Here is a 23,519-nt window from a genome sequence, read left to right as displayed (position 1 = left end):
CTGCGTCAGTCCCTCTTGTCCCTGTTGTTCCGCTTGCCCCGCCGTGCCGACGGGAGGGTGCGGCCCACGATCACCGTACGACGGGACGGCTTGGCGGGCACTTCCTTACGACTGATGGCCCGGCGCACTCCATAGCCGAACGCCGCGACCTTGACCAGGGGGCCGCCGAAGGTGGAGGCCACGGTGGTCGACAGCGCCGACGCGTTCGACGTGACCTCCTGGACGTCGGAGGCGATGGCGTCCACGCGGTCGATCTGGGTCTGCGCGGAGCGCACCGCCGTCGACGCGTCCGCGAGGAGCGGCACCGCCTGCTCGGTCACGTCCGCGACGAGCTTGGTGGTCGCCCTGAGCGTCTGCGCCAGCCTCGCCAGCGCCACCGCCAGGAAGGAGACCAGAATCGCCCAGAAGACGGCCACCAGGATCCCGGCCACCTCTCCACCGGACACTGTGCACCGCTCCCTGAGACACCGCCCTGGTTTCCAGGGTCGTCGAACGTCGAAAAGTCGTGCTCCGACCCTATCGCGCCGGGGCCCCGGCTCCGTACCGCATTACCGCACGCGGCACTTGAAGCGGGGGGAAGCCGCGGAACCGACGCGGACTGATTGTACGGACCGCGTACGCGTGAGTACGCTCCGTACGTCATGCGACGCCCTCAGCGCCCCGATCCCCGTCGGAACGATTCAGCAGCCGCCGCCGACCCGTCGTCCCCGCAGCCGGGGCCGGCGGCGCCCGCCCTCCTGGGGAACCTCCCCGCCGAACTCACCGCGTTCGTCGGCCGGGGCGCCGAACTGTCCGTCCTGACCGAGGCGTTGGCCGTCGGCCGCCTGGTCACGGTGACCGGGGTCGGGGGCGTCGGCAAGTCCCGGCTCGCGGCGCGGGCGGCCGCCGCGCTCCGGCCGCGCGACGGCGCCTGGCTGGTGGACCTTGACCCGGTGCGCGACCCCGAGCTGGTGGAGCACGCGGTGGCCGGCGCCCTGGAGCTGACGGACCACACCCGGCGCTCGCCCCGCCAGGTGCTGCTCGACCGGCTCGCCGGGCGGGAACTGCTGCTCGTGGTGGACGGGTTCGAGCACCTCGTGGCCGCCACCGCCTCGCTGGTGCGCGACCTCCTGGTGCGCTGCCCTGGCCTGCGGGTCCTCGCCGCCGGGCGCAGGCCGCTCGGCCTTGCGGGCGAGCGCGTCCTGCCGCTCGCGCCGATGGCGGAGCCCGACGCGGCCGCCCTGTTCGCGGACCGGGCCTCGGCCTGCCTGCCCGGCTTCGCCCTCGACGACGGGCACCGCACCGAGGTCCTGGAGGTGTGCCGCCGCCTGGACGGCATCCCGCTCGCCATCGAACTGGCCGCAGGACGCCTGCGGGCCCTGTCCCCGGGGCAGCTGCTCGCCCGCCTTGACGACCGCTTCCGGCTCCTGACCGGCGCCTCGCGCGACCTGCTGCCCCGGCACCAGACGCTGCGTACGGCGATCGGCTGGAGCCACGAGCTGTGCACGGCGCAGGAGCGGCTGCTGTGGGCGCGGCTCTCGGTGTTCTCCGGCCCCTTCGACCTGGAGGCCGTCGAGTACGTGTGCAGCGGCGACGGGCTGCTCGCCGACGAGGTGCTCGACGTCGTGGAGGAGCTGCTCGCGCAGTCGGTCCTCACCCGCGAGGAGAGCCCCACGGGCGTGCGCTACCGCATGCTCGACACCGTCAGGGCGTACGGCGCGGAGTGGCTGCGGGCTGCCGGGGACACCGCGCGGATGCGGCGCAGGCACCGCGACTGGTACATGGGGCTCGCCACCTGGTGCGAGCTGGACTGGTTCTCGCCCCGCCAGGCGGAGGTCGCCGTGCTCGTCGAGTGCGAGCTGCCCGATCTGCGAGCCGCCCTGGAGTTCTGCCTGACCGAGCCGGAGGAGACGCACCTCGGCCAGTACCTCGCGGGCACGCTGTGGTTCTGCTGGGTGGGCTGCGGGCGGCTCGCGGAGGGCAGGCACTGGCTGGACCGGGCCGTGGACCTGGAGGGCGAGGGGCCCGGCTGCGAGCAGTCACGCCTGAAGGCGCTGTGGGTGCTCGGCTATGTGGCGATCCTCCAGGGCGACACGGTGCCCGCCCTGTGCGCGCTCCAGGAGTGCCAGGACACCGCCGAGCGCACGGGCAGCGCCGTCGCGGCGGCGTACGCGGTGCACCGCCTGGGCTGTCTCGCCCTGGTCTCGGACGACATGCCGCGCGCGGAGCGGCTGCTGCGCACGGCCCTCGACGCGTACCGCAGCATCGGCGAGCTGAACAGCAACGTGCTGATGGGCCAGGTCGAGCTGGCGATGGCCCTGGCCTTCCAGGGAGCGCTCGGGGACGCCGTGGAGCTGTGCGAGGACGTGCGCCAGGTGTGCGAGGACCATGGCGAGCGCTGGACGCTCGCCTACGCGCTGTACGTCCTCGGGTACGCGGCGTGGACGCGGGGCGAGCCGGACCGCGCGCGCGAGCTGGTCTCGCGCTGCCTCGACCTCGACCACAGCTTCCACGACCTGCTCGGCACGGTCCTCGCGGTGGAGCTGCTCGCGCTGTTCACGGCCACGGAGGGGGACGCGGCGGAGGCCGCCGTGCTCCAGGGCGTGGCCTCGCGGATCTGGCCGTCGGTGGGGCTGCCGCTGTTCGGCTCGCGGTACTTCGGCGGCCCGCACGCGCTGTGCGAGGCGCGGGCCAGGGAGCGGCTCGGCGACGAGCTGTACGAGGCGCAGCTTCGGGCCGGCGCGCTGCTCCCGCCGGACGCGGCGGTGGCGCGGGCGCTGCGCCGGGGCCGGGCGGCGGCGCCGGGGGCGCGGCGCGGCCCGCGCGGGATCCCGGCCGAGGGCACGACCCCGCAAACGCGCGAACCCGCCGCCTCCCCGACCCGTAAGGGCGGGGAGACGACGGGCTGAGCCAGGTGAGGCTACGTCCGGGTCAGCGGGCGTAGTACTCGACGACGAGCTGCTCGTCGCAGATCACGGGGATCTCCTTGCGGTTCGGCTCGCGGTCCAGGCGGAAGGCCAGGGCCTTCAGGTTGACCTGGAGGTAGCGCGGGGTCTCGCCGTCGGCGGCGAAGCCACCCTCGCGCGCGACCTCGAACAGCGGCTTCTGGCGGCTGCGCTCGCGGACCATGACGACGTCGTCCGGCTTCACGCGGAAGGACGGCTTGTCGACCTTGTGGCCGTTGACCTCGATGTGGCCGTGGACGACCATCTGGCGGGCCTGGTAGATCGTGCGGGCGATGCCCGAACGCAGGACCAGGGCGTCGAGACGACGCTCCAGCTCGACGATCAGGGCCTCACCGGTCTTGCCCTGGACCTTGGAGGCACGCTCGTAGGCGCGGACGAGCTGGCGCTCGGACACGTCGTACTGCGCGCGCAGACGCTGCTTCTCGAGCAGACGGACCTTGTAGTCCGAGTTCTGCTTGCGGCCGCGACCGTGCTCGCCCGGCGGGTAGGGGCGGGCCTCGAAGTACTTGACGGCCTTCGGGGTCAGCGCGATGCCGAGGGCACGCGACTTCTTGACCTTGGGGCGGGACTGGTTCGCCATGAACCAAACACCTCTGCTCTTCTGTACGAAATCGGCTTCACCAGGGTTAGGGGAGGTCACATCCGCAGCCCGGGAAACCCGGCGGGTCCTTGAGGGACTCGCCCGGCAGCCGCTCCTGGGTCTGGGCACTATGTGCAGCACGCGAGTGGCCCACCGACCGCTTCCCCGGGGGGATGGTGGTGGGCTGCCCGCGACACCTTCGACGGTGCGCGACGCTCCTGGAGATCTCCGCCCTGGGGCCGGATCTCCGGCTGGATGTCCCGCTCTGGTGGCGCCGGTACGGGACCGGACGCGGGACTCAGCACTTCGGGGAATTCTACAGGCTGCTCAGGACCGCTTGCGACCGAGGTGCTTCCTGGTCCATTCCACCGCGTCCGCATAGCGCGCCTCGGTGCCGTGGCGGGTGGGGGTGTAGTACTCGCGGTCCTTGAGGGTGTCCGGGGCGTACTGCTGGGGGGCGATGCCCTCGGGCAGGTCGTGGGGGTACACATAGCCCTGGGCGTGGCCGAGCTTGGCCGCGCCCTTGTAGTGGCCGTCGCGCAGGTGGGGCGGGACGGGGCCGGCGTGGCCCTTGCGGACGTCCTCCAGGGCTGCGCCGATCGCGGTCGTCGCCGCGTTCGACTTCGGGGCGAGAGCCAGGGCGATCGTGGCGTGGCTCAGGGTCAGCGCGGCCTCGGGGAAGCCGATCATGGCGACGGCCTGGGCCGCGGCGACGGCGATGGGCAGGGCGCCGGGGTCGGCGAGGCCGATGTCCTCACTCGCGGAGATCATCAGGCGGCGGGCGATGAACCGGGGGTCCTCGCCCGCCTCGATCATCCGGGCCAGATAGTGCAGGGCCGCGTCGACGTCCGAACCGCGGATGGACTTGATGAGGGCGCTCGCGACGTCGTAGTGCTGGTCGCCCGCGCGGTCGTATTTCACGGCGGCCCGGTCGACCGACTCCTCCAGGGTCTGGAGGGTGATCTCCTGCTCGCCCTTGGCGAGGGCCGAGCCCGCGCCCGCCTCCAGGGCGGTGAGCGCGCGGCGGGCGTCGCCGCCCGCGATCCGCAGGATGTGCTCCCTCGCGTCGTCGGGCAGCGTGACGGCGCCGCCGAGGCCGCGCTCCTCGGTGAGGGCGCGCTCCAGAAGACCTCGCAGGTCGTCGTCCGTGAGCGGCTCGAGCGTGAGCAGCAGGGAGCGGGACAGGAGCGGGGAGATCACCGAGAAGTACGGATTCTCGGTGGTCGCCGCGATCAACGTCACCCAGCGGTTCTCGACGGCGGGGAGCAGGGAGTCCTGCTGGGCCTTGCTGAAGCGGTGGATCTCGTCGAGGAAGAGCACCGTCTCCTTGCCGTGGCCGCCCATGGCCCGGCGGGCGCCGTCGATGACCGCGCGGACCTCCTTGACGCCCGCGGTGATCGCGGACAGCTCCACGAAGCGCTTGTTCGTCGCCTTGGAGACCACGTACGCCAAGGTCGTCTTGCCGATGCCGGGCGGGCCCCACAGGAACACCGAGGACGGCCCGGCGGGTCCGCCGCCGCCCTCGCCGACGAGGCGGCGCAGCGGCGACCCGGGCCGCAGCAGATGCTGCTGGCCCACCACCTCGTCGATCGTGCGCGGGCGCATGCGGACGGCCAGAGGACTGCTCGCCGGGTCCTTCTCCTGGCGGTCCTCAGCTGCGGCGGTGAACAGATCGGGCTCCACGTCAAGAACCCTATGCCACCCCACTGACAATCGGTCCGGGGCCGCCGGCGGCCGGGCTCAGGCCCAGAGGTCGGTGCCCCACCGCGTGAAGATCAGTACAGCGATCACGCCGACGTGCACGACCGGCAGCGCCCAGGCGAAGTCCTCGAAGAAGGTCTTCATCCAGCGCGGCGCGGGCAGGAAGCCGTTGCGGACGTTGAAGGCGGTCACGTACCAGAACATCAGGATCGTGGCGACCCACGCCAGGCAGCACCACAGGCACAGCGCGTTGATCCGGTACAGGGACTGGAACTGCAACCACGTGCAGAACCCCACCCCGAACAACGTGCCCGCGTTGAACGTCAGCCAGTACCAGCGCGGAAAACGCGCCCCCGCCAGCAGACTCATCCCGACACCGATCACCACGGCGTACGCCGCGAGCCCCAGCATCGGATTCGGGAACCCGAACGCCTCCGCCTGCTCGCTCTTCATGATGCTGCCGCAGGCCACCACCGGGTTGATACTGCACCCGGGCTGGAAGTTCGGGTCCTTCAGCAACTCGAACTTGTCGAGCGTGATGATCCACGACGCCCACAGCCCCGCCACACCCGTGACCACCAGAAGCAACGCGAACGCCCGGCCGCCGCCGACGGACCCGGACGCTTCCGCGCGGCCCTCGCCCGAGGCGGCGCCGCCCTTCACTGGCTGCTTCACTGACATCGGTTCGCTCATCACGCCGTTTCCATCGCTCGCGGGTGGCCTGGGGCAGGGTCATTGTGCCGCAAGCTCCTGTGAGTCCACCCTCCGGTGGACATAAGGGGGCACCCACGGGGGGCGTGAACGGCGGAGGGGCGGGGCGCGCGAGCGCGTCCCACCCCTCCGCCGTCGCTCTGCTAGGCCAGCTTGCTCTTGAGGATCTCCACGACCTCATCCACGGCGACGGCCTCCTGCTCGCCGGACTCCATGTCCTTGAGCTGGACGACGCCTTCCGCCAGATCGCGCTCACCGGCGACGACCGTGAAGCGCGCGCCACTGCGGTTGGCGTTCTTCATCGCCCCCTTCAGGCCCTTCCCGCCGTACGAGAAGTCCGCCGCGATTCCGGCCTTGCGGAGCTGCGAGACCTTGGCGAAGAGCACTCGGCGCGCCTCGTCGCCGAGGGGCACCGCGAAGACGCTGGTGGCCGGGGGCAGCTCCAGGGAGACGCCCTCCGCCTCCAGGGCGAGCACCGTGCGGTCCACGCCGAGCGCCCAGCCGACGGACGGCAGCGCGGGGCCGCCGATCATCTCCGACAGGCCGTCGTAGCGGCCGCCGCCGCCGACCGCGGACTGCGAACCGAGGCCGTCGTGGACGAACTCGAAGGTCGTGCGCGTGTAGTAGTCCAGGCCGCGGACCAGCTTCGGGTCGTCCTCGTAGCGGACGCCCTCGGCGGTGAGCAGCTCGCGCACCTGCTCGTGGTACGCCTTGCAGGCGTCACACAGGTAGTCGCGCAGGAGCGGGGCGCCGACGAGCTGCTGCTGCACCTCGGGGCGCTTGTCGTCGAGGACGCGCAGCGGGTTGATCTCGATGCGGCGGCGCGTCTCCTCGTCCAGGTCGAGCGCGCGCAGGAAATCCTGGAGCGCGGCGCGGTAGACGGGGCGGCACTCCTTGTCGCCGAGCGAGTTCAGCAGGATGCGGAACTCCTTCAGGCCGAGGGAGCGGTAGGCCTGGTCGGCCAGGATGATCAGCTCGGCGTCGAGCGCGGGGTCCTCGGCGCCGATGGCCTCCGCGCCGACCTGCGAGAAGTGGCGGTAGCGGCCCTTCTGCGGGCGCTCGTAGCGGTAGTACGAACCCGAGTACCAGAGCTTCACCGGGAGGTTGCCCGCCTTGTGCAGGTTGCCCTCCAGGGCGGCGCGCAGCACGGAGGCGGTGCCTTCGGGGCGCAGGGCGAGCTTGTCGCCGCCCCGTGTGGTGAACGAATACATCTCCTTGGTGACGATGTCCGTGGACTCGCCTACGCCGCGTGCGAACAGCTCGACGTTCTCGAAGCCGGGGGTCTCCACATAGCCGTACCCGGAGTTGCGCAGGGGTGCCGCGATGGCCTCGCGCACCGCGAGGTACGTCGCGGAGTCGGGCGGCAGCAGGTCGTACGTGCCCTTGGGGGCCTTGAAGGTGCTCACTTCAGAAGTCTCTCGTCACATTCCTCGTCGGGGTGCGGACGTCGGGTCCGCCCCGAAGCCGGAGGCCACCTGCCGCAGATACGGGTTGGTGGCGCGCTCCTGGCCGATGGTCGTCTGGGGGCCGTGGCCCGAAAGCACCACGGTCGAGTCGTCCAGCGGCAGGCACACGCGGGCCAGCGACTGGAGGATCTCGGCGTGGGAGCCGCCGGGCAGGTCGGTGCGTCCGATGGAGCCGGCGAAGAGCAGGTCGCCCGAGAAGAAGACCGACGGGATGTCGGCCGTCTCGGGCAGCCTGAAGGTCACCGACCCCTTCGTATGGCCCGGCGCGTGCGCGACGGTGAGGTCGAGCCCGGCGAGGCTGAGGCTCGACCCGTCCGTCAGCTCCCGCACGTCGTCGGGCTCCCCGACGGTCAGCTCGCCCATGAGCTGGGTCCCGATGGAGCGGCCGAGGGCCTTCTCCGGGTCGCTCATCATGTACCGGTCCTCGGGGTGGATCCAGGCGGGCACGTCGTGCGCGCCGCAGACCGGGACGACCGAGGCGACGTGGTCGAGGTGGCCGTGCGTGAGGACCACGGCGACGGGCTTGAGCCGATGCTTCTTGAGCGCTTCCTCGACGCCCGGAGCGGCCTCGTGCCCCGGGTCGATGATCACGCACTCCTCGCCTGCGGCGGGGGCGACCAGATAGCAGTTGGTGCCCCAGGCCCCGGCGGGAAACCCGGCAATGAGCACGATCGTCCTTCGTTTCGGTCGTACGGCGAAGTGGCGGCTGGGAGAGCGGCGGGTCAGAGCCTACCGGCGCTGCCGATTCCACAGCTAACCCATATACGGTACGGGGCACACGCGGCCCCTCGTGCCGCGCGCCGACGACAGCAGACCGACGGCGGACGACGTACGCGCGCGTGCGACAGGTACGACATCGCGTACGGGATGTGCGAGACGACGGATGAGACGTTCGAGGAGTGGGCCCGGTGGTCAGCCAGCAGCAGCGGCGTAAGCAGCTCGCGCGGGAGAAGTACTTGCGGCAGCAGCAGCGGCGGGAGGTCGCCCAGCGGCGCAGGCGCCTACGCAACGGAGTCATCGCGGGCACGCTCGCCCTGGTCGTGGCCGGGGGTGCCGCCTCCTACGCGGCGGGCGCCTTCGACGGCGGCGGCTCCACGAAGGACGACGCCGCGCCGGGCCCGACGCCCAGCAAGCCCGCGGACCCCTGTCGCAAGGCGGCGCCGGGCAAGGTCAAGCCGCTCAGCTTCAAGAAGGAGCCGGCGCTGACCATCGACAGGTCGGCCGCGTACTCGATGAAGCTGAGCACGACGTGCGGCGACATCGACCTCGCTCTGGACGCGGCGAAGGCCCCGCGCACCGTCAACTCCTTCGACTTCCTGGTGAACAAGGGGTACTTGGACCACACCGCGTGCCACCGCCTCACCTCGGGCAACGTCAACGTGTTGCAGTGCGGCGACCCCAAGGGCACCGGCGAGGGCACCCCGGGCTACTCGATCCCGGACGAGAACCTGAAGGACAAGCGCCTGAAGGGCAACGTGTACCCGGCGGGCACGGTGGCGATGGCCAACCGCTACAAGCCCGACAAGAAGACGGGCCGCGACACCGGCGGCAGCCAGTTCTTCCTCGTCTACCAGGACAGTCAGCTGCCGCCCGACTACACGCCGTTCGGGACCGTCTCCGCGTCGGGCATGAAGGTTTTGAAGAAGATCGCTGCCGCGGGTGAGAGTACCGGGCAGGGCGACGGGGCACCGAACGCGACCGTGGTCATCGACAAGGCGACCGTACGGAAGTCCTGAGGCGGCACCGGCGAAGTCCGGAAGGCGACCCCGTGTGCGTCGCGGGTGCGGGCGGTGAATTTCGCTCGTGCTGGATGCGGACAGCCGCCCCGCCGGTCGCCTATGTTGGCGGTGACGAAACTGTGGACGATGCCGGGGGCCCGTGGCCTTGTGCAGGCATCATGTGGAGGAGGCGCTGTGAGCAGCGACCCGTGGGGCCGCGTCGACGAGACGGGGACCGTGTACGTGCGTACGGCCGACGGCGGCGAGCGAGTGGTCGGTTCGTGGCAGGCAGGATCTCCCGACGAGGCCCTGGCCTATTTCGAGCGCAAGTACGACGGTCTGGTCGTCGAGATCGGACTTCTCGAGCGCCGGGTCAAGACGACCGATCTGTCGGCCAAGGACGCGACGATCGCCATCGACCACCTGCGCCAGCAGGTCGACGAGGCGCACGCCGTGGGGGACCTGGACGCGCTGAGCAAGCGGCTCGACAAGCTCGTCGCGTCGGTCGAGGCGCGCCGTGAGGAGCGCAAGGCGCAGAAGGCCAAGCAGTCGGACGAGGCGAGGCACGCCAAGGAGGCGCTGGTCGCGGAGGCCGAGGAGCTGGCGCAGAGCGAGCAGTGGCGGTCGGCGGGCGAGCGGCTGCGGGCGCTCGTGGACACCTGGAAGGGGCTGCCGCGCCTGGACCGCAAGTCCGATGACGAGCTGTGGCACCGCTTCTCGCACGCCCGCTCGGCGTTCTCCAAGCGCCGCAAGGCCCACTTCGCGCAGCTGGACGCGCAGCGCGAGGACGCCCGCAAGGCCAAGGAGAAGCTGGTCGCGGAGGCCGAGGCGCTGTCGAACTCGACGGACTGGGGTCCGACGGCGGCGCGCTACCGCGAGCTGATGGCCGACTGGAAGGCCGCGGGCCGCGCCCAGCGCGAGCACGAGGACGACCTGTGGAACCGCTTCCGCGGCGCCCAGGACGTGTTCTTCGCGGCGCGCAGCGCGGTCTTCGCGGAGCGTGACGCCGAGCAGGGCGAGAACCTCAAGCTCAAGGAGGAGCTGGCCGACGAGGCCGAGAAGCTCGTCCCGGTCACGGACCTGAAGGCGGCCCGAGCGGCCTTCCGCTCCATCAACGAGCGCTGGGAGGCCATCGGCCACGTCCCGCGTGACGCGCGGCCGAAGGTCGAGGGCCGGATGCACGCGGTGGAGCGGGCGCTCCAGGAGTCCGAGGAAGCCGAGTGGCGCCGGACCAACCCCGAGGCGCGGGCCCGCGCCGAGGGCCTGACCGGTCAGCTCCAGGCCGCCGTGGACAAGCTGCGGGGCCAGGTCGAGGCCGCGCGCACGGCGGGCAACACCGCCAAGGCGGACAAGCTCCAGCGGGAGCTGGACGGCCGTCAGGCCCTCCTGGACCAGGCCCTCAAGGGCCTTCAGGAGTTCGGCGGCTGAGCGGTTCTCCGCGCGTCTCGCACAGGGGCTCCCGTACGTCGCGTACGGGAGCCCTTCCGTGTGGAGTCGTGTCTCGGCGTGTGCCTTACGGCCTGCGTGCCGACGTCACGCGGTAGACGTCGTACACGCCCTCCACTCCCCTGACCGCCTTCAGGACGTGTCCCAGGTGCTTGGGGTCGCCCATCTCGAAGGTGAAGCGGGAGGTGGCGACGCGGTCGCGGGAGGTCTGGACGGCCGCCGAGAGGATGTTCACGTGCTGGTCCGAGAGGATGCGCGTGACGTCCGAGAGCAGGCGCGAGCGGTCCAAGGCCTCGACCTGGATGGCGACGAGGAACACCGAGGACTGCGTGGGCGCCCACTCGACATCGAGGATGCGCTCGGGCTCGCGGGACAGCGAGTCCACGTTCACGCAGTCGCTGCGGTGAACCGATACGCCACTGCCGCGCGTGACGAAGCCGATGATGGGGTCGCCCGGCACCGGCGTACAGCAGCGGGCCAGCTTGACCCACACGTCGTCGACGCCCTTGACGACGACGCCCGGGTCCGCGCTGGAGCGGCGCTTGGAGCGGCCCCGGCGGGCGGGCGGCGCGCTCTCGGCGATGTCCTCGTTGGCGGCCTCCTCGCCGCCGAGGGCCTGGACGAGCTTCTGCACCACGCTCTGCGCGGTGACGTGGCCCTCGCCGATCGCGGCGTACAGCGACGAGATGTCGGGGTAGCGCATCTCGTGCGCGAGCGTGACGAGGGAGTCGCCGGTGAGGATGCGCTGGATGGGCAGGTTCTGCTTGCGCATGGCCCGCACGATGGCGTCCTTGCCCTGCTCGATGGCCTCCTCGCGGCGCTCCTTGGAGAACCAGGCCCGGATCTTGTTGCGCGCGCGGGGCGACTTCACGAAGCCGAGCCAGTCGCGGCTCGGGCCCGCGCCCGCGGCCTTGGAGGTGAAGACCTCCACCAGGTCGCCGTTGTCGAGGGTCGATTCGAGCGGCACGAGCCGGCCGTTGACCCGGGCGCCTATGGTGCGGTGGCCGACCTCGGTGTGGACGGCGTACGAGAAGTCCACGGGAGTGGCGCCCGCGGGCAGCGCGATGACGTCGCCCTTGGGGGTGAAGACGAACACCTCGTTGCGCGAGAGGTCGAAGCGCAGGGACTCCAGGAACTCGCCGGGGTCCTCGGTCTCCTTCTGCCAGTCCAGGAGCTGGCGCAGCCACGCCATGTCGTTGAGGTGGTCGTCCTTGCCCTTGCCGGACGACTTCGGCGCGTCGGTGCGGACCTTGGAGGCGCCGGCGACGGCCTCCTGCTTGTACTTCCAGTGCGCGGCGATGCCGTACTCGGCGCGGCGGTGCATGTCGAACGTGCGGATCTGGAGTTCGACGGGCTTGCCGTTGGGGCCGATGACCGTCGTGTGCAGCGACTGGTACATGTTGAACTTGGGCATCGCGATGTAGTCCTTGAACCGGCCGGGGACCGGGTTCCATCGCGCGTGCACGGTGCCGAGGGCGGCGTAGCAGTCGCGGACCGTGTCGACGAGGACGCGAATGCCCACCAGGTCGTAGATCTCCGCGAAGTCACGGCCGCGGACGATCATCTTCTGGTAGACGCTGTAGTAGTGCTTGGGGCGTCCGGTGACGGTGGCCTTGATGCGCGCGGAGCGCAGGTCGGACTGGACCTCGTCGGTCACTATGGCCAGGTACTCGTCGCGCTTGGGGGCACGCTCGGCGACCAGGCGCACGATTTCGTCGTACATCTTGGGGTAGAGGATCGCGAAGGCGAGGTCCTCCAGCTCCCACTTGATCGTGTTCATGCCCAGGCGATGGGCGAGCGGAGCGTAGATCTCCAGCGTCTCGCGGGCCTTCTTCTCCTGCTTCTCGCGCTTGAGGTAGCGCATGGTGCGCATGTTGTGCAGGCGGTCGGCGAGCTTGATGACCAGGACGCGCGGGTCCTTGGCCATGGCGACGACCATCTTGCGCACGGTCTCGGCCTGGGCGGCCTCGCCGAACTTGACCTTGTCGAGCTTGGTGACGCCGTCGACGAGCAGGGCGACCTGGTCGCCGAAGTCGCGGCGGAGCTGCTCCAGGCCGTACTCGGTGTCCTCGACGGTGTCGTGCAGGAGGCCCGCCATGAGCGTGGCCGGGTCCATGCCCAGCTCCGCCAGGATCGTGGTGACGGCCAGCGGGTGGGTGATGTACGGGTCGCCGCTCTTGCGCTTCTGGCCCCGGTGCCAGCGCTCGGCGACCTGGTAGGCCCGCTCGATCTGGCGCAGCGTGGCGGTCTCGATCTTGGGGTCGTTGCTGCGCACTATCCGCAGCAGGGGCTCCAGGACCGGGTTGTACGGGTTGGAGCGCTGCACGCCCAGGCGGGCCAGGCGGGCGCGCACGCGGTTGGAGGAGCCGGAGCGCTCCGGCTTACCGGTGGCGGGGCGGGCCGGGGCGGGTGGCGGGGTGGCGCGCTCGGGCTGCGCGGCGGGGCGCGGGCGGCGCTCGGCGGCCTGCTCGGGCCGGGCGGGCTCGCCGGGCCCGCCCGGCTTGTCGCCGCTGCCGGCGGTGGCGGGCTTCTCGCTGTGCTCGCCGCGCGCGGGCGTGCCGCCGGGCGTGGTCGTCCCGCCCGGCGCGGGGGCCGCCGATGCCGTGCTCGGCGCCTGGCCCGCGGGCGCGGCGGCGGGCGCCGTGGCCCGCTCGGACTCCTGGACGGGCTTGGCGGCGGCAAGTGGCTGGGACTCGTCTGGCAAGAGCGCTCCCTGTGCGCGATCGGGTCCCCCGGTCAGGTCCCGAAGTGCCCATGGTATCGATCCTGGGCCCACGGCTCGCCCTCGGCCGGTGAGACTGCTCCGTACTGCGGAAACGCCGGAGGCGGGCGCCGGATTCCGCCGGGCCCGCCTCGATGTCCCGTGGGGCCGCCTCGGCGGCCCCACGGGATCCTCAGACCGTGAGGAGCGCCTCCAGGGGCGCGCCGTCCAGGGCGGGAACCAGCCGCTCACGGCCGCCCAGGAAGCCCAGCTCCATCAGGACCGCCACTCCCGCCACCTCGGCGCCGGCACGGCGGATGAGCCGCAGCGAGGCCTCGGCGGTGCCGCCGGTGGCGAGGACGTCGTCGATGACCATGACGCGGTCGCCCGCGGCGAGGTCCTCGGCGTGCACCTCGATCTCGGCGCTGCCGTACTCCAGGTCGTAGGCCTGCCTGAGCGTGGCTCCGGGGAGCTTGCCCGCCTTGCGGACCGGGATGAAGCCGAGCCCCGCACGCAGGGCCGCGGGGGCGCCCAGGATGAAGCCGCGGGCCTCCAGGCCGACGATCTTCGTGGCGCCGCTGCGCACGCTCAGGTCGGCGAGCGCGTCGGTGAGCGCCGTGAACGCCGCCGGGTCGGCGAGCAGCGGCGTGATGTCCTTGAACATCACTCCGGGCGTCGGGTAGTCCGCCACGTCGCGGATGCGGCTGAGCAGCAGTTCCTTGATCTCGGTCATCGGGGTTCCCGTCTCCGTCATCGGCGCTTGCCCGAGGGGCGGCCGCGGCCGCGGTTGCGGACGGGCTGGGCGCGGGGGCCGGAGCGCGGGCCGACGACCGCGGGGGCGGTGTCGTCGCCGTCCTCGGCGCCCTGGGGGTCCTCGGTGGCGTCGGCGTCCGGCGCCGGGGCCTCCTCGGACTCGCCCTTGGCGGCCGCGGCACGGCGCTTGGCGAGCACCCGCTTCTTGAGCGCCTTCATCTGCGGGTCGGTCTCCTTGAAGTCGGCGACCAGCGGAGTGGCGATGAAGATCGACGAGTACGCGCCCGCGGCGAGGCCGACGAACAGCGACAGCGAGATGTCGTTCAGCATGCCGGCGCCGAGGAAGCCGCCGCCGATGAACAGCAGACCGGCCACCGGGAGCAGCGCGACCACCGTCGTGTTGATCGACCGGACCAGCGTGCTGTTGATGGAGCGGTTGGCGACCTCGCTGTAGGTGAAGCGCGTCTGCTTGGTGAGGTCCTTCGACTGTTCCTTGAGGCTGTCGAAGACCACGACCGTGTCGTACAGCGAGTAACCGAGGATCGTCAGGAGGCCGATGACCGTGCCCGGCGTCACCTCGAAGCCGACGAGCGCGTACACGCCCACGGTGATCGTGATGTCGTGGATGAGCGCGATCAGCGCGGCCAGGGCCATGCGCCACTCGAAGGCGATCGCCAGGTAGACCACCACGAGGATCATGAAGATCGCCAGGCCCTGCCAGGCCTTGTTGGCGATCTGATCACCCCAGCTGGGGCCGACCAGGTCGGCGTTGATGTCGTCCGCCTTCACGTCCAGCTTCTCGGCCAGCTCGGCCTTGATGGAGTCGGACTTGTCGGTGTCCACACCGCTGATCTGGATGCGCAGCGTGTCGTTGCCGAGCCGCTGGGCGATCGCCTGGTGGCCGGACGCGTCCTCCGCGATCTCTTCGGCGGAGGCGGCGGAGACGCTGGTCTTGGGCGTGTTGAAGACGGCGCCGCCTTCGAACTCGATGCCCATGTGCAGGCCTCGCACCATCAGGGCCACGAAGGCCGTGATGGTGATGAGGATCGAGATGCCGTACCAGATCTTGCGCTTGCCGACGAAGTCGTAGCCGACCTCGCCGCGGTAGAGCCGGGCGCCGAGATTGCCGAGCTTCGACATCTCACGCCTCCTTCGGGTCGACGGGGGCGGCGGGGGCGCTCGTACGGCGCGAGCGACGCAGCGGGGGCTGGGCGCCGAGCCGCTTCGGGTCGAGACCGGACCACTTGTGGCCACTCGCGAAGAACTTCTTGCGGGCCATGATCGTCATCAGCGGCTTGGTGAAGAAGAAGACCACCACGACGTCGAGGAGCGTGGTCAGACCCAGCGTGAACGCGAAGCCCTGGACCTTGCCGACGGTGACGATGAAGAGCACCGCGGCGGCGAGGAACGACACGAAGTCCGACACCAGGATGGTGCGCCGGGCCCGCGGCCAGGCGCGCTCGACGGCGGGCCGCAGCGTACGGCCCTCGCGGACCTCGTCCCTTATGCGTTCGAAGTAGACGATGAAGGAGTCGGCGGTGATGCCGATCGCGACGATCGCACCGCAGACCGCGGGCAGGTTCAGCGCGAACTTAATGGTCGGGCCGAGCAGCGTCATGATCGTGTACGTCAGTGCCGCGGAGACGCCGAGGCTCGCGATGGCGATGAGCGCCAGGCCGCGGTAGTACGACACCAGGTAGATGATGACGAGCGCGAGGCCGATGGCGCCGGCGATCAGGCCGGCGCGCAGCTGCTCGCCGCCGAGGGCCGCACTGACGGTCTGGACGCTCTGCTCCTTGAAGGTCAGCGGGAGCGCGCCGTACGACAGCATGTTGGCCAGGTCCTTGGCCTCGTCCTGGTCGAAGCTGCCGGAGATTTCGGCCGTGCCGCCGGTGAGCGCCTGCTGGACGAACGGCCAGGAGACGACCTCGCCGTCCATGACGATGCCGAACTCGTTCTGCGGGGAGGGCTTGCCGGCGAGCTTGCCGGTGATGTCGCCGAACTGCCTGGTGCCGGTCTTGGAGAAGTCCATGGTGACCTTCCAGCCCGCGGCACCCTGGGTGTCGAAGATCGCCTTGGCGTCGTCGACCTCCTTGCCGCTGACCTCGGACGGGCCAAGGATGAACTTGTTCCAGTTTCCGTCGCTGTCCTTGCCGCAGGCCACGACCGAGTCGGAGGGCTTGACGCCTTCCTTGATCTTCGTGCGGGCCTTGGGGTCGGTGCAGTCGAGCTTGGCGAACTGCTCCTGGAGCTGGGCGGACGGCTGACCGGCCGGGTCGGGCTTCGGCGTCTCGTCCTTCTTGCCGTCGTCCTTCTTGTCCTGCTTGTCCTGCGGCTTGTCGCTGGACTTGCCGGACGGGGTGGGCTCGTCCTTCAGGCCGTCGGTGACGGAACGGCCCTGGGTCGTGGGGGTCGAGGAGGGCGAGGCGGACTCGTCCTTCGACTTGTCGCCCTTGCCGCTCTTGTCGCCGTCCTTGTCCGTGCCCTTGTCGGTGGCACCCGGGGTCGGGGACGAGCCCGGCTTGTCCTTCTTGTCCTTGTCGCCCTTGTCGCCCTTGTTGCCCTTGTCCTTGCCGCCGTCCACGGGGACGCTGGGCTGACGGGCGATGACCGGCCGGAAGAAGAGCTGCGCGGTGGTGCCCACCTGCGCACGCGCCTGCTTGGCGTTCGTGCCCTTGGGGATGTTGACGATGATGTTCTCGGAGCCCTGGGTCTGGACCTCGGCCTCGGAGACGCCCAGACCATTGACACGCTTGTTGATGATGTCAACAGCCGTGTTCATGTTGGTCTCGTTGATCGCGTTCTTCTGACCCGGCTCGTTCTTCGCCTGGAGCGTGATGCTCGTACCACCGGCGAGGTCGATGCCGAGGCGGGGCGTGGTGTGCCCGGAGAGGAACATCCCCCCGGTGAGCGCCACCAGGGCGATCAGGATGAAGACCAGGGTGCGACCCGGTTTCCCCTGGGTCCCCTGCCTTCGGCCCTTCTTGGGTGCTGCCACCTTCTCGTTCTCCCTGTCCAACCGCCGGCCTGCGGGGTGCTCCCCCTGGCCTTCGCTGAGCGGAGGGGGTCCCGGGTGGGCGGCCATGAAGTTGTGTCGAGACGCGGCGCGAAATCACCTGCGGCGGGGGCCGCGGTGCGCGAGCGGGCGCACGTCGGGCCCCCGGCTGTGACTACTTCGCGCCGGACTCGCCGTCGGTCTTCTTCGGCTCCGCGTCTGCGGCCTCGGGGGCGTCGCCGGCCGCGTCGGCCGTGTCCTTCTTGCCGAGGTCGATGCGCGAGTCGTCGGACGCGAGCTTGTCAGTCTCGTCGGTCTCGTCGGTCTCGGTGAGGGAGGAAGCGTCGTCCGGCACCACCGGGGTATCGTCCTCGGGCTCCGCGCCGTGCACGATGCGGTTGTACTCGTCGTCGTCCAGGACGGCGCCGATGGCGTTCTTCGCGTAAACCGCGTGGACGCCCGGGGCCACCTCAAGGAGGACCGAGTCGTCGTGGACCTCCTTGACGGTGGCGTACATGCCTCCGATGGTGCGGATGCCGGTGCCAGGCGTCATGTCGTTGCGCATCTGGGCGGCCGCCTGCTGCTTCTTCTTGGCGGACCGGGTCATCAGGAACATGGCCCCGATGAGCACGATGAACGGGAGGAGGGTCACGATATTCACGGGACGGAGTTTCCTTCGCACGACCGCGTGGTGGGGCGGCCTGATGGATGGGGGTGGGCGGCGCTGCCTATAGAGGCGGCATCGGCGGAGTCTAAGCGAGTCCGCGCCTAACGAACAACGCTCAGCATGGCACCGCAGTTCCTGACCGTGCGACTCTCCGCGCCGTCACCGTCCGTGTCACGTCCCGAACAGGTCTTGTTGGCCACTTCCCGTCCCCTGCCCGGGCGGGGTCAGGCCCAGGTGCGCCCAGGCGGCGGGCGTGGCGACGCGGCCGCGGGGGGTGCGGGCGAGCAGTCCCTCGCGCACCAGGAAGGGCTCGGCCACCTCCTCGACCGTCTCGCGCTCCTCCCCCACCGCCACCGCCAGCGTGGACAGGCCGACCGGGCCGCCGCCGAAGAGCTTGAGGAGGGCTTCGAGGACCGCGCGGTCGAGGCGGTCGAGGCCGCGCGAGTCGACCTCGTACACGCCGAGGGCGGCGCCCGCGATCTCACGGTTGATCACACCGTCCGCCTTGACCTGCGCGTAGTCCCGTACGCGGCGCAGCAGGCGGTTGGCGATGCGCGGGGTGCCCCGGGAGCGGCCCGCGATCTCGGCGGCGCCGTGCGTGTCGATCTCCACGTCGAGGAGGTTCGCCGAGCGGTGGATCACCCGCTCCAGCTCGGCGGGTTCGTAGAACTCCATGTGCGCGGTGAAGCCGAAGCGGTCGCGCAGCGGCGGCGGCAGCAGGCCCGCGCGCGTGGTGGCGCCGACCAGGGTGAAGGGCGGCAGCTCCAGGGGGATGGCGGTGGCGCCCGGGCCCTTGCCGACGATGACGTCGACGCGGAAGTCCTCCATCGCCATGTACAGCATCTCCTCGGCGGGCCGGGACATGCGGTGGATCTCGTCGAGGAAGAGGACCTCGCCCTCCTGGAGCGAGGACAGGATCGCCGCGAGGTCGCCCGCGTGCTGGATGGCCGGGCCGCTGGTGATGCGGATCGGGGCGCCCATCTCGGCGGCGATGATCATCGACAGGGTGGTCTTGCCGAGGCCGGGGGCGCCGGAGAGCAGCACGTGGTCGGCGGTGGCACCCCGGGCGCGGGCGGCGCGCAGGACGAGGTCGAGCTGCTCCCTGACCTTCTCCTGGCCGATGAACTCGCCCAGGTCCTTGGGGCGCAGGGCGGCCTCGACCGCCTGGTCCTCTCCGTCGGCGACGGCTTCCACCAGGCGCTCCGCGGCGGTCGCGGCGTCGTCGGTCGGGTCGTCCCAGTTCATGCGGTGTGCCTCGCGTAGGTCGTCGGAGATCGTGCGTCCGTGGTCCGCGCCGGCGTGCGGAGCGCCGGTCCTGGCGCGGTCGGCGGGCGCGGTCAGCGGGTGCGGTTCAGCGTCTGGAGGGCGGCCTTGAGGAGCTGGCCCACCTGCGGGTTCCCCGCGGCCTCGGCCTGCGGGGCGACGGCGGTGACGGCCTCGTCGGCCTCCCGCGTCGCGTACCCGAGGCCGATGAGCGCGGCGTGCAGCTGCTCGCGCCAGCCCTGGGTGACGGGGGTGCCGACGGCCGGGCCGCCGGTGCCGAGGGGCTCGCCGAGGCGGTCCTTCAGCTCCAGGAGCAGCTTCTGGGCGCCCTTCTTGCCGATGCCGGGCACGGCGGTGAGCGCCTTCTCGTCCCCGGTGGAGACCGCGCGGCGCAGGGCGTCGGGGCTGTGCACGGCGAGCATGGCCTGGGCCAGGCGCGGCCCCACCCCGCTGGCGGTCTGGAGCAGCTCGAAGGTCTGCCGCTCGTCGTCGTCGGCGAAGCCGTACAGCGTGAGCGAGTCCTCCCGGACGACGAGGGAGGTGGCGAGCTTGGCGGGCTTGCCGACGCGGAGCGTGGAGAGCGTGTTGGGCGTGCACTGGACGGCCATGCCGACGCCGCCCACTTCGACCACGGCGGTGTCCGGGGCGAGGGCGGCGACCGGGCCGCTGACGAAGGCGATCATGCCGTACGGCCTTTCCTTGCGTGCAGGGCGTGGGCCTGCTGGAGTCTGTTCTGCGCGGGGGCGCGCCAGATGTGGCAGATGGCGAGCGCGAGGGCGTCGGCGGCGTCGGCGGGCCTGGGCGGCGCTTCGAGCCGGAGCAGCCGGGTCACCATCGCCCCGACCTGGGCTTTCTCGGCCCGGCCCGAGCCGGTGACGGCGGCCTTGACCTCGCTGGGGGTGTGCAGGGCGACCGGGATGCCGCGCCGGGACGCGCACAGCATGGCGACGGCGCTGGCCTGGGCCGTGCCCATGACCGTGCGCACATTGTGCTGGCTGAACACGCGCTCCACGGCGAGGACTTCGGGACGGTGCTCGTCCAGCCAGTGCTCGATGCCCGCCTCGATGGCCACCAGGCGGCTGCCCAGCTCCGCGTCGGCTGGGGTGCGGACGACGCCGACGCCGCGCATCGTCAGGGGGCGGCCGGCGGCGCCCTCGACGACGCCGACTCCGCACCGGGTCAGACCCGGGTCGACCCCCAGTACCCGCACCGCATGTCCCCCTCGCTCGATCGCCTGTTTGTGCAGGCTATCGGGTGCCACTGACAAAGCGACGGGCCGACGGGGTGTGTCCCGTCGGCCCGTGTGCCCGAGTCGGGTCAGGCGTCGACCTTCTCCATGACCTCGTCGGGGACATCGAAGTTGGCGAAGACGTTCTGCACGTCGTCGCTGTCCTCCAGCGCGTCGATCAGCTTGAAGATCTTGCGCGCGCCGTCCTCGTCCAGCTCGATCTGCATGGTCGGGACGAAGTTGGCGTCGGCCGAGTCGTAGTCGATCCCGGCCTCCTGGAGGGCGGTGCGGACCGCGACCAGGTCGGTGGCCTCGCTGAGCACCTCGAAGGACTCGCCCAGGTCGTTGACCTCTTCGGCGCCGGCGTCCAGGACCGCGCCCAGGACGTCGTCCTCGGACAGCTCGCCCTTGGGGACGATCACGACGCCCTTGCGGTTGAACAGGTACGACACGGAGCCCGGGTCGGCCATGGAGCCGCCGTTGCGGGTCATGGCGACGCGGACCTCGGAGGCGGCGCGGTTGCGGTTGTCGGTCAGACACTCGATGAGGACCGCGACGCCGTTGGGGCCGTAGCCCTCGTACATGATCGTCTCGTAGTCGGCGCCGCCGGCCTCGAGGCCCGCGCCGCGCTTGAGGGCGGAGTCGATGTTCTTGTTCGGCACCGACTGCTTCTTGGCCTTCTGCACGGCGTCGAAGAGGGTCGGGTTGCCGTCCAGGTCGGCGCCGCCGGTGCGGGCCGCGACCTCGATGTTCTTGATCAGCTTCGCGAAGAGCTTGCCGCGCTTGGCGTCGATCACGGCCTTCTTGTGCTTCGTCGTAGCCCATTTAGAGTGGCCGGACATCTGCCTGTCTCCTTCGCGTAACCAACCTCGATAACGAACGTCAGAGATCCTACAAGGACCGCCGCCCCTGCTCGGCCCTGACCATGTCCACGAACAGACCGTGCACCCTGTGGTCGCCCGTCAGCTCCGGGTGGAAGGACGTGGCGAGCGCGTTGCCCTGGCGTACGGCGACGATGTGGCCGCCGTGCTCGGCGAGCACCTCGACCTCGGCGCCGACCGACTCCACCCAGGGGGCCCGGATGAAGACGCCCTCTACAGGGTCGCCGTCGACGCCCTTCATGTCGACCGCGCTCTCGAAGGACTCGTTCTGCCGCCCGAAGGCGTTGCGCCGCACGATCATGTCGATGCCGCCGACCGTCTCCTGGCCCGAGCGCGGGTCGAGGATCTTGTCGGCGAGCATGATCATGCCCGCGCAGGTGCCGTAGACCGGCATGCCGGCGCGCACGCGCGCGCGGAGGGGCTCCAACAGGCCGAAGAGCACGGCCAGTTTGGAGATGGTGGTGGACTCGCCGCCGGGGATGACCAGGCCGTCGACCTCGGCCAGCTCTTCGGGGCGCCGGACCTCCCTGGCCACGGCGTCCGTCGAGGCCAGGGCGATCTGGTGCTCCCGTACGTCGCCCTGAAGGGCCAGGACGCCGATCACGGGTACGTCGTGCGTCATCGGTTACCAGCCGCGGTTCGCGTAGCGCTCGGCCTCAGGCAGGGTGTCGCAGTTGATGCCGACCATGGCCTCGCCGAGGTTGCGGGAGGCGTCCGCGATGACCTTGGGGTCGTCGTAGAAGGTGGTGGCCTTGACGATGGCGGCGGCGCGCTTGGCCGGGTCGCCGGACTTGAAGATGCCGGAGCCCACGAAGACACCCTCGGCGCCGAGCTGGCGCATCAGCGCGGCGTCGGCCGGGGTGGCGACGCCACCGGCGGAGAACAGCACGACCGGCAGCTTGCCCAGCTCGGCGGTCTCCTTGACCAGCTCGTAGGGGGCGCGCAGCTCCTTGGCGGCGGCGTACAGCTCGTTGTTGTCGAAGCCGCGCAGCTTGGCGATCTCGTTCTTGATCTGGCGCAGGTGGCGCACGGCCTCCACGACGTTGCCGGTGCCGGCCTCGCCCTTGGAGCGGATCATGGCCGCGCCCTCGGCGATGCGGCGCAGGGCCTCGCCCAGGTTGGTGGCGCCGCAGACGAAGGGGGTGGTGAAGGCGAACTTGTCGCTGTGGTTGACCTCGTCGGCCGGGGTGAGGACCTCGGACTCGTCGATGTAGTCGACGCCGAGCGACTGCAGGACCTGGGCCTCGACGAAGTGGCCGATGCGGGACTTGGCCATGACCGGGATGGAGACGGCCTCGATGATGCCCTCGATCATGTCCGGGTCGGACATGCGGGCCACGCCGCCGTCCTTGCGGATGTCGGCGGGCACCCGCTCCAGGGCCATGACGGCGACGGCGCCCGCGTCCTCCGCGATCTTCGCCTGCTCGGGCGTCACGACGTCCATGATCACGCCGCCCTTGAGCTGCTCGGCCATGCCGCGCTTCACGCGGGCGGTGCCGGTGGCCGTGGCGTCGGCGGTCTGGGCGTTGCTGGAGAGCGTGCTGGACACGGGTTGACCTCACTCGGTGGAGACTCGGTGGAAGCGAGCTGCTGAGCGTCGCGGGGAGCGGGCTGTCAGCGCTGCGTGTGGCGATTCCGCCGACTTGAGGAAACGCCTGCGGACCAGGCCACAGCAAGGGCCAATGGTGAGGCGGTGGATCGTTTTGCCGCCCTCGGCCCGCCGTCGTGACCGAGGGGCGACTGTGGGTGGCCCCTCCCCAAGCGCCGCGGTCCCGTTCATTCTTGGACCATGCGGGAGATGTGGGCGGGGGCGCGGGCCGTGGTGGCGTGGGTCGTACGCGGCGTACGGCGGGGGAACCGGTGGTGGGACACGCACAAGGTGGTGACGGCCCTCGTCCTGCCCGCGTTCGTCATCTGGCAGTTCGTGGAGCGGGGATTCTCCTGGTGGCTGACGCCGTTCGCGCTGCTCGCCGCGGTGTCCCTGGCGCTGTGGGGCCAGGAGGCGGCGAAGTTGGCGCGCACGGTCCGCCGCCGGTCCTGAGGCCGGTCAGGCGCGGGGCGGTCGGGGCGGGCTGCGGGGCGGTTGGCTCGAGGCGCAGGCTGCGGGGCGGTTGGCTCAAGGCGCGGTCCGCTCAGGCCGCGGGGCAGTCGGCTCTTCCCAACCAGCGCAGCCCGCTCAGGCCACGAGACAGCCAGCCCTCCCAAGCCAGCACGACCCACTCACGCCACGAGACAGCCAGCCCTCCCAAGCCAGCACGACCCACTCACGCCACGAGACAGCCAGCCCTCCCAAGCCAGCACGGCCCACTCACGCCACGAGACAGCCAGCCCTCCCAAGCCAGCACGGCCCACTCACGCCACGAGACAGCCAGCCCTCCCAAGCCAACGCGGCCCGCTCAGGCCACGAGACAGCCAGCCCTTCCCAGCCAGCACGGCTGCGGCACGCTCCCCTCCAGGTCGGCGC

Annotated in this window: 21 protein-coding genes; 4 read left to right on the top strand and 17 right to left on the bottom strand. The window is 71.0% G+C overall.

The window, feature by feature from the left end; genetic code table 11:
• Positions 1 to 5: 5 nt before the first annotated feature.
• A complete protein-coding gene (locus tag AC07GB_RS26975; RefSeq protein WP_478849750.1) occupies positions 6 to 446 on the bottom strand; it encodes a DUF948 domain-containing protein in 441 nt (146 codons plus the stop codon).
• 195 nt (positions 447 to 641) lie between these two features.
• Between AC07GB_RS26975 and AC07GB_RS26970 the strand changes: the two genes are divergently transcribed.
• Positions 642 to 2,888 carry an ATP-binding protein gene (locus AC07GB_RS26970; RefSeq protein WP_478849748.1) on the top strand — a complete coding sequence of 749 codons (2,247 nt, stop codon included), beginning with the start codon at positions 642 to 644 and terminating at the stop codon, positions 2,886 to 2,888.
• A gap of 22 nt (positions 2,889 to 2,910) precedes the next feature.
• Here AC07GB_RS26970 and rpsD read toward each other — a convergent pair whose 3' ends face one another.
• From rpsD to AC07GB_RS26945, 5 genes are all read right to left on the bottom strand, one after another.
• On the bottom strand, positions 2,911 to 3,525 hold the full coding sequence (gene rpsD / locus AC07GB_RS26965) for a 30S ribosomal protein S4 (protein ID WP_478601998.1): 615 nt from the start codon (positions 3,523 to 3,525) through the stop codon (positions 2,911 to 2,913).
• A 327-nt stretch (positions 3,526 to 3,852) separates the two neighbouring features.
• Positions 3,853 to 5,208, bottom strand: coding sequence for a replication-associated recombination protein A (locus tag AC07GB_RS26960; protein WP_478849746.1), 1,356 nt, complete (start codon positions 5,206 to 5,208; stop codon positions 3,853 to 3,855).
• Positions 5,209 to 5,265: 57 nt separating this feature from the next.
• A complete protein-coding gene (locus AC07GB_RS26955; RefSeq protein ID WP_478849901.1) occupies positions 5,266 to 5,907 on the bottom strand; it encodes a vitamin K epoxide reductase family protein in 642 nt (213 codons plus the stop codon).
• Between the two features lie 173 nt (positions 5,908 to 6,080).
• A complete protein-coding gene (gene hisS / locus AC07GB_RS26950) occupies positions 6,081 to 7,343 on the bottom strand; it encodes a histidine--tRNA ligase (protein WP_478849744.1) in 1,263 nt (420 codons plus the stop codon).
• A gap of 15 nt (positions 7,344 to 7,358) precedes the next feature.
• The gene (locus AC07GB_RS26945; protein WP_478849742.1) at positions 7,359 to 8,072 is read right to left on the bottom strand and encodes an MBL fold metallo-hydrolase; all 714 of its coding nucleotides are present in this window, start codon (positions 8,070 to 8,072) and stop codon (positions 7,359 to 7,361) included.
• Positions 8,073 to 8,311: 239 nt separating this feature from the next.
• Between AC07GB_RS26945 and AC07GB_RS26940 the strand changes: the two genes are divergently transcribed.
• Positions 8,312 to 9,139, top strand: coding sequence for a peptidylprolyl isomerase (locus AC07GB_RS26940; protein ID WP_478849740.1), 828 nt, complete (start codon positions 8,312 to 8,314; stop codon positions 9,137 to 9,139).
• Positions 9,140 to 9,316: 177 nt separating this feature from the next.
• Entirely contained in the window at positions 9,317 to 10,549 is a 1,233-nt protein-coding gene (locus tag AC07GB_RS26935; protein WP_478849738.1) for a DUF349 domain-containing protein, read from the top strand.
• A gap of 85 nt (positions 10,550 to 10,634) precedes the next feature.
• Here AC07GB_RS26935 and AC07GB_RS26930 read toward each other — a convergent pair whose 3' ends face one another.
• The 11 genes from AC07GB_RS26930 to pdxS form a co-directional block, all read right to left on the bottom strand.
• Positions 10,635 to 13,271 (bottom strand): RelA/SpoT family protein, encoded by a 2,637-nt coding sequence (locus tag AC07GB_RS26930; protein WP_478849737.1) that lies wholly within the window; start codon positions 13,269 to 13,271, stop codon positions 10,635 to 10,637.
• 190 nt (positions 13,272 to 13,461) lie between these two features.
• Complete coding sequence (locus AC07GB_RS26925; RefSeq protein WP_478849735.1) at positions 13,462 to 14,001, bottom strand: adenine phosphoribosyltransferase; 540 nt, start codon at positions 13,999 to 14,001, stop codon at positions 13,462 to 13,464.
• Between the two features lie 17 nt (positions 14,002 to 14,018).
• Positions 14,019 to 15,161 carry a protein translocase subunit SecF gene (gene secF, locus AC07GB_RS26920; RefSeq protein WP_478849733.1) on the bottom strand — a complete coding sequence of 381 codons (1,143 nt, stop codon included), beginning with the start codon at positions 15,159 to 15,161 and terminating at the stop codon, positions 14,019 to 14,021.
• A gap of 1 nt (position 15,162) precedes the next feature.
• Complete coding sequence (secD, locus tag AC07GB_RS26915) at positions 15,163 to 17,019, bottom strand: protein translocase subunit SecD (RefSeq protein WP_478849731.1); 1,857 nt, start codon at positions 17,017 to 17,019, stop codon at positions 15,163 to 15,165.
• 172 nt (positions 17,020 to 17,191) lie between these two features.
• Positions 17,192 to 17,677 carry a preprotein translocase subunit YajC gene (gene yajC, locus AC07GB_RS26910; protein WP_478849729.1) on the bottom strand — a complete coding sequence of 162 codons (486 nt, stop codon included), beginning with the start codon at positions 17,675 to 17,677 and terminating at the stop codon, positions 17,192 to 17,194.
• Between the two features lie 177 nt (positions 17,678 to 17,854).
• Positions 17,855 to 18,928 (bottom strand): Holliday junction branch migration DNA helicase RuvB, encoded by a 1,074-nt coding sequence (ruvB, locus tag AC07GB_RS26905; protein ID WP_478849727.1) that lies wholly within the window; start codon positions 18,926 to 18,928, stop codon positions 17,855 to 17,857.
• A 92-nt stretch (positions 18,929 to 19,020) separates the two neighbouring features.
• Complete coding sequence (gene ruvA, locus AC07GB_RS26900) at positions 19,021 to 19,629, bottom strand: Holliday junction branch migration protein RuvA (RefSeq protein WP_478849725.1); 609 nt, start codon at positions 19,627 to 19,629, stop codon at positions 19,021 to 19,023.
• Positions 19,626 to 20,156 (bottom strand): crossover junction endodeoxyribonuclease RuvC, encoded by a 531-nt coding sequence (gene ruvC / locus AC07GB_RS26895; RefSeq protein WP_478849723.1) that lies wholly within the window; start codon positions 20,154 to 20,156, stop codon positions 19,626 to 19,628. The genes ruvA and ruvC overlap by 4 nt, the downstream gene beginning before the upstream one ends.
• Before the next feature lie 107 nt (positions 20,157 to 20,263).
• The gene (locus tag AC07GB_RS26890; RefSeq protein WP_478849721.1) at positions 20,264 to 21,016 is read right to left on the bottom strand and encodes a YebC/PmpR family DNA-binding transcriptional regulator; all 753 of its coding nucleotides are present in this window, start codon (positions 21,014 to 21,016) and stop codon (positions 20,264 to 20,266) included.
• 49 nt (positions 21,017 to 21,065) lie between these two features.
• On the bottom strand, positions 21,066 to 21,677 hold the full coding sequence (gene pdxT, locus AC07GB_RS26885) for a pyridoxal 5'-phosphate synthase glutaminase subunit PdxT (protein WP_478849719.1): 612 nt from the start codon (positions 21,675 to 21,677) through the stop codon (positions 21,066 to 21,068).
• A gap of 3 nt (positions 21,678 to 21,680) precedes the next feature.
• The gene (gene pdxS, locus AC07GB_RS26880) at positions 21,681 to 22,529 is read right to left on the bottom strand and encodes a pyridoxal 5'-phosphate synthase lyase subunit PdxS (RefSeq protein ID WP_478849900.1); all 849 of its coding nucleotides are present in this window, start codon (positions 22,527 to 22,529) and stop codon (positions 21,681 to 21,683) included.
• Between the two features lie 315 nt (positions 22,530 to 22,844).
• Here pdxS and AC07GB_RS26875 point away from each other — a divergent pair, with 315 nt between their 5' ends.
• The gene (locus AC07GB_RS26875) at positions 22,845 to 23,096 is read left to right on the top strand and encodes a hypothetical protein (protein WP_478849717.1); all 252 of its coding nucleotides are present in this window, start codon (positions 22,845 to 22,847) and stop codon (positions 23,094 to 23,096) included.
• The last annotated feature ends 423 nt before the right edge of the window (positions 23,097 to 23,519 follow it).

Source organism: Streptomyces sp. NPDC045778, assembly GCF_056431945.1.
The sequence above is the reverse complement of the archived record's forward strand: the minus strand, read 5'-3'. Positions and strand labels throughout refer to the sequence as shown.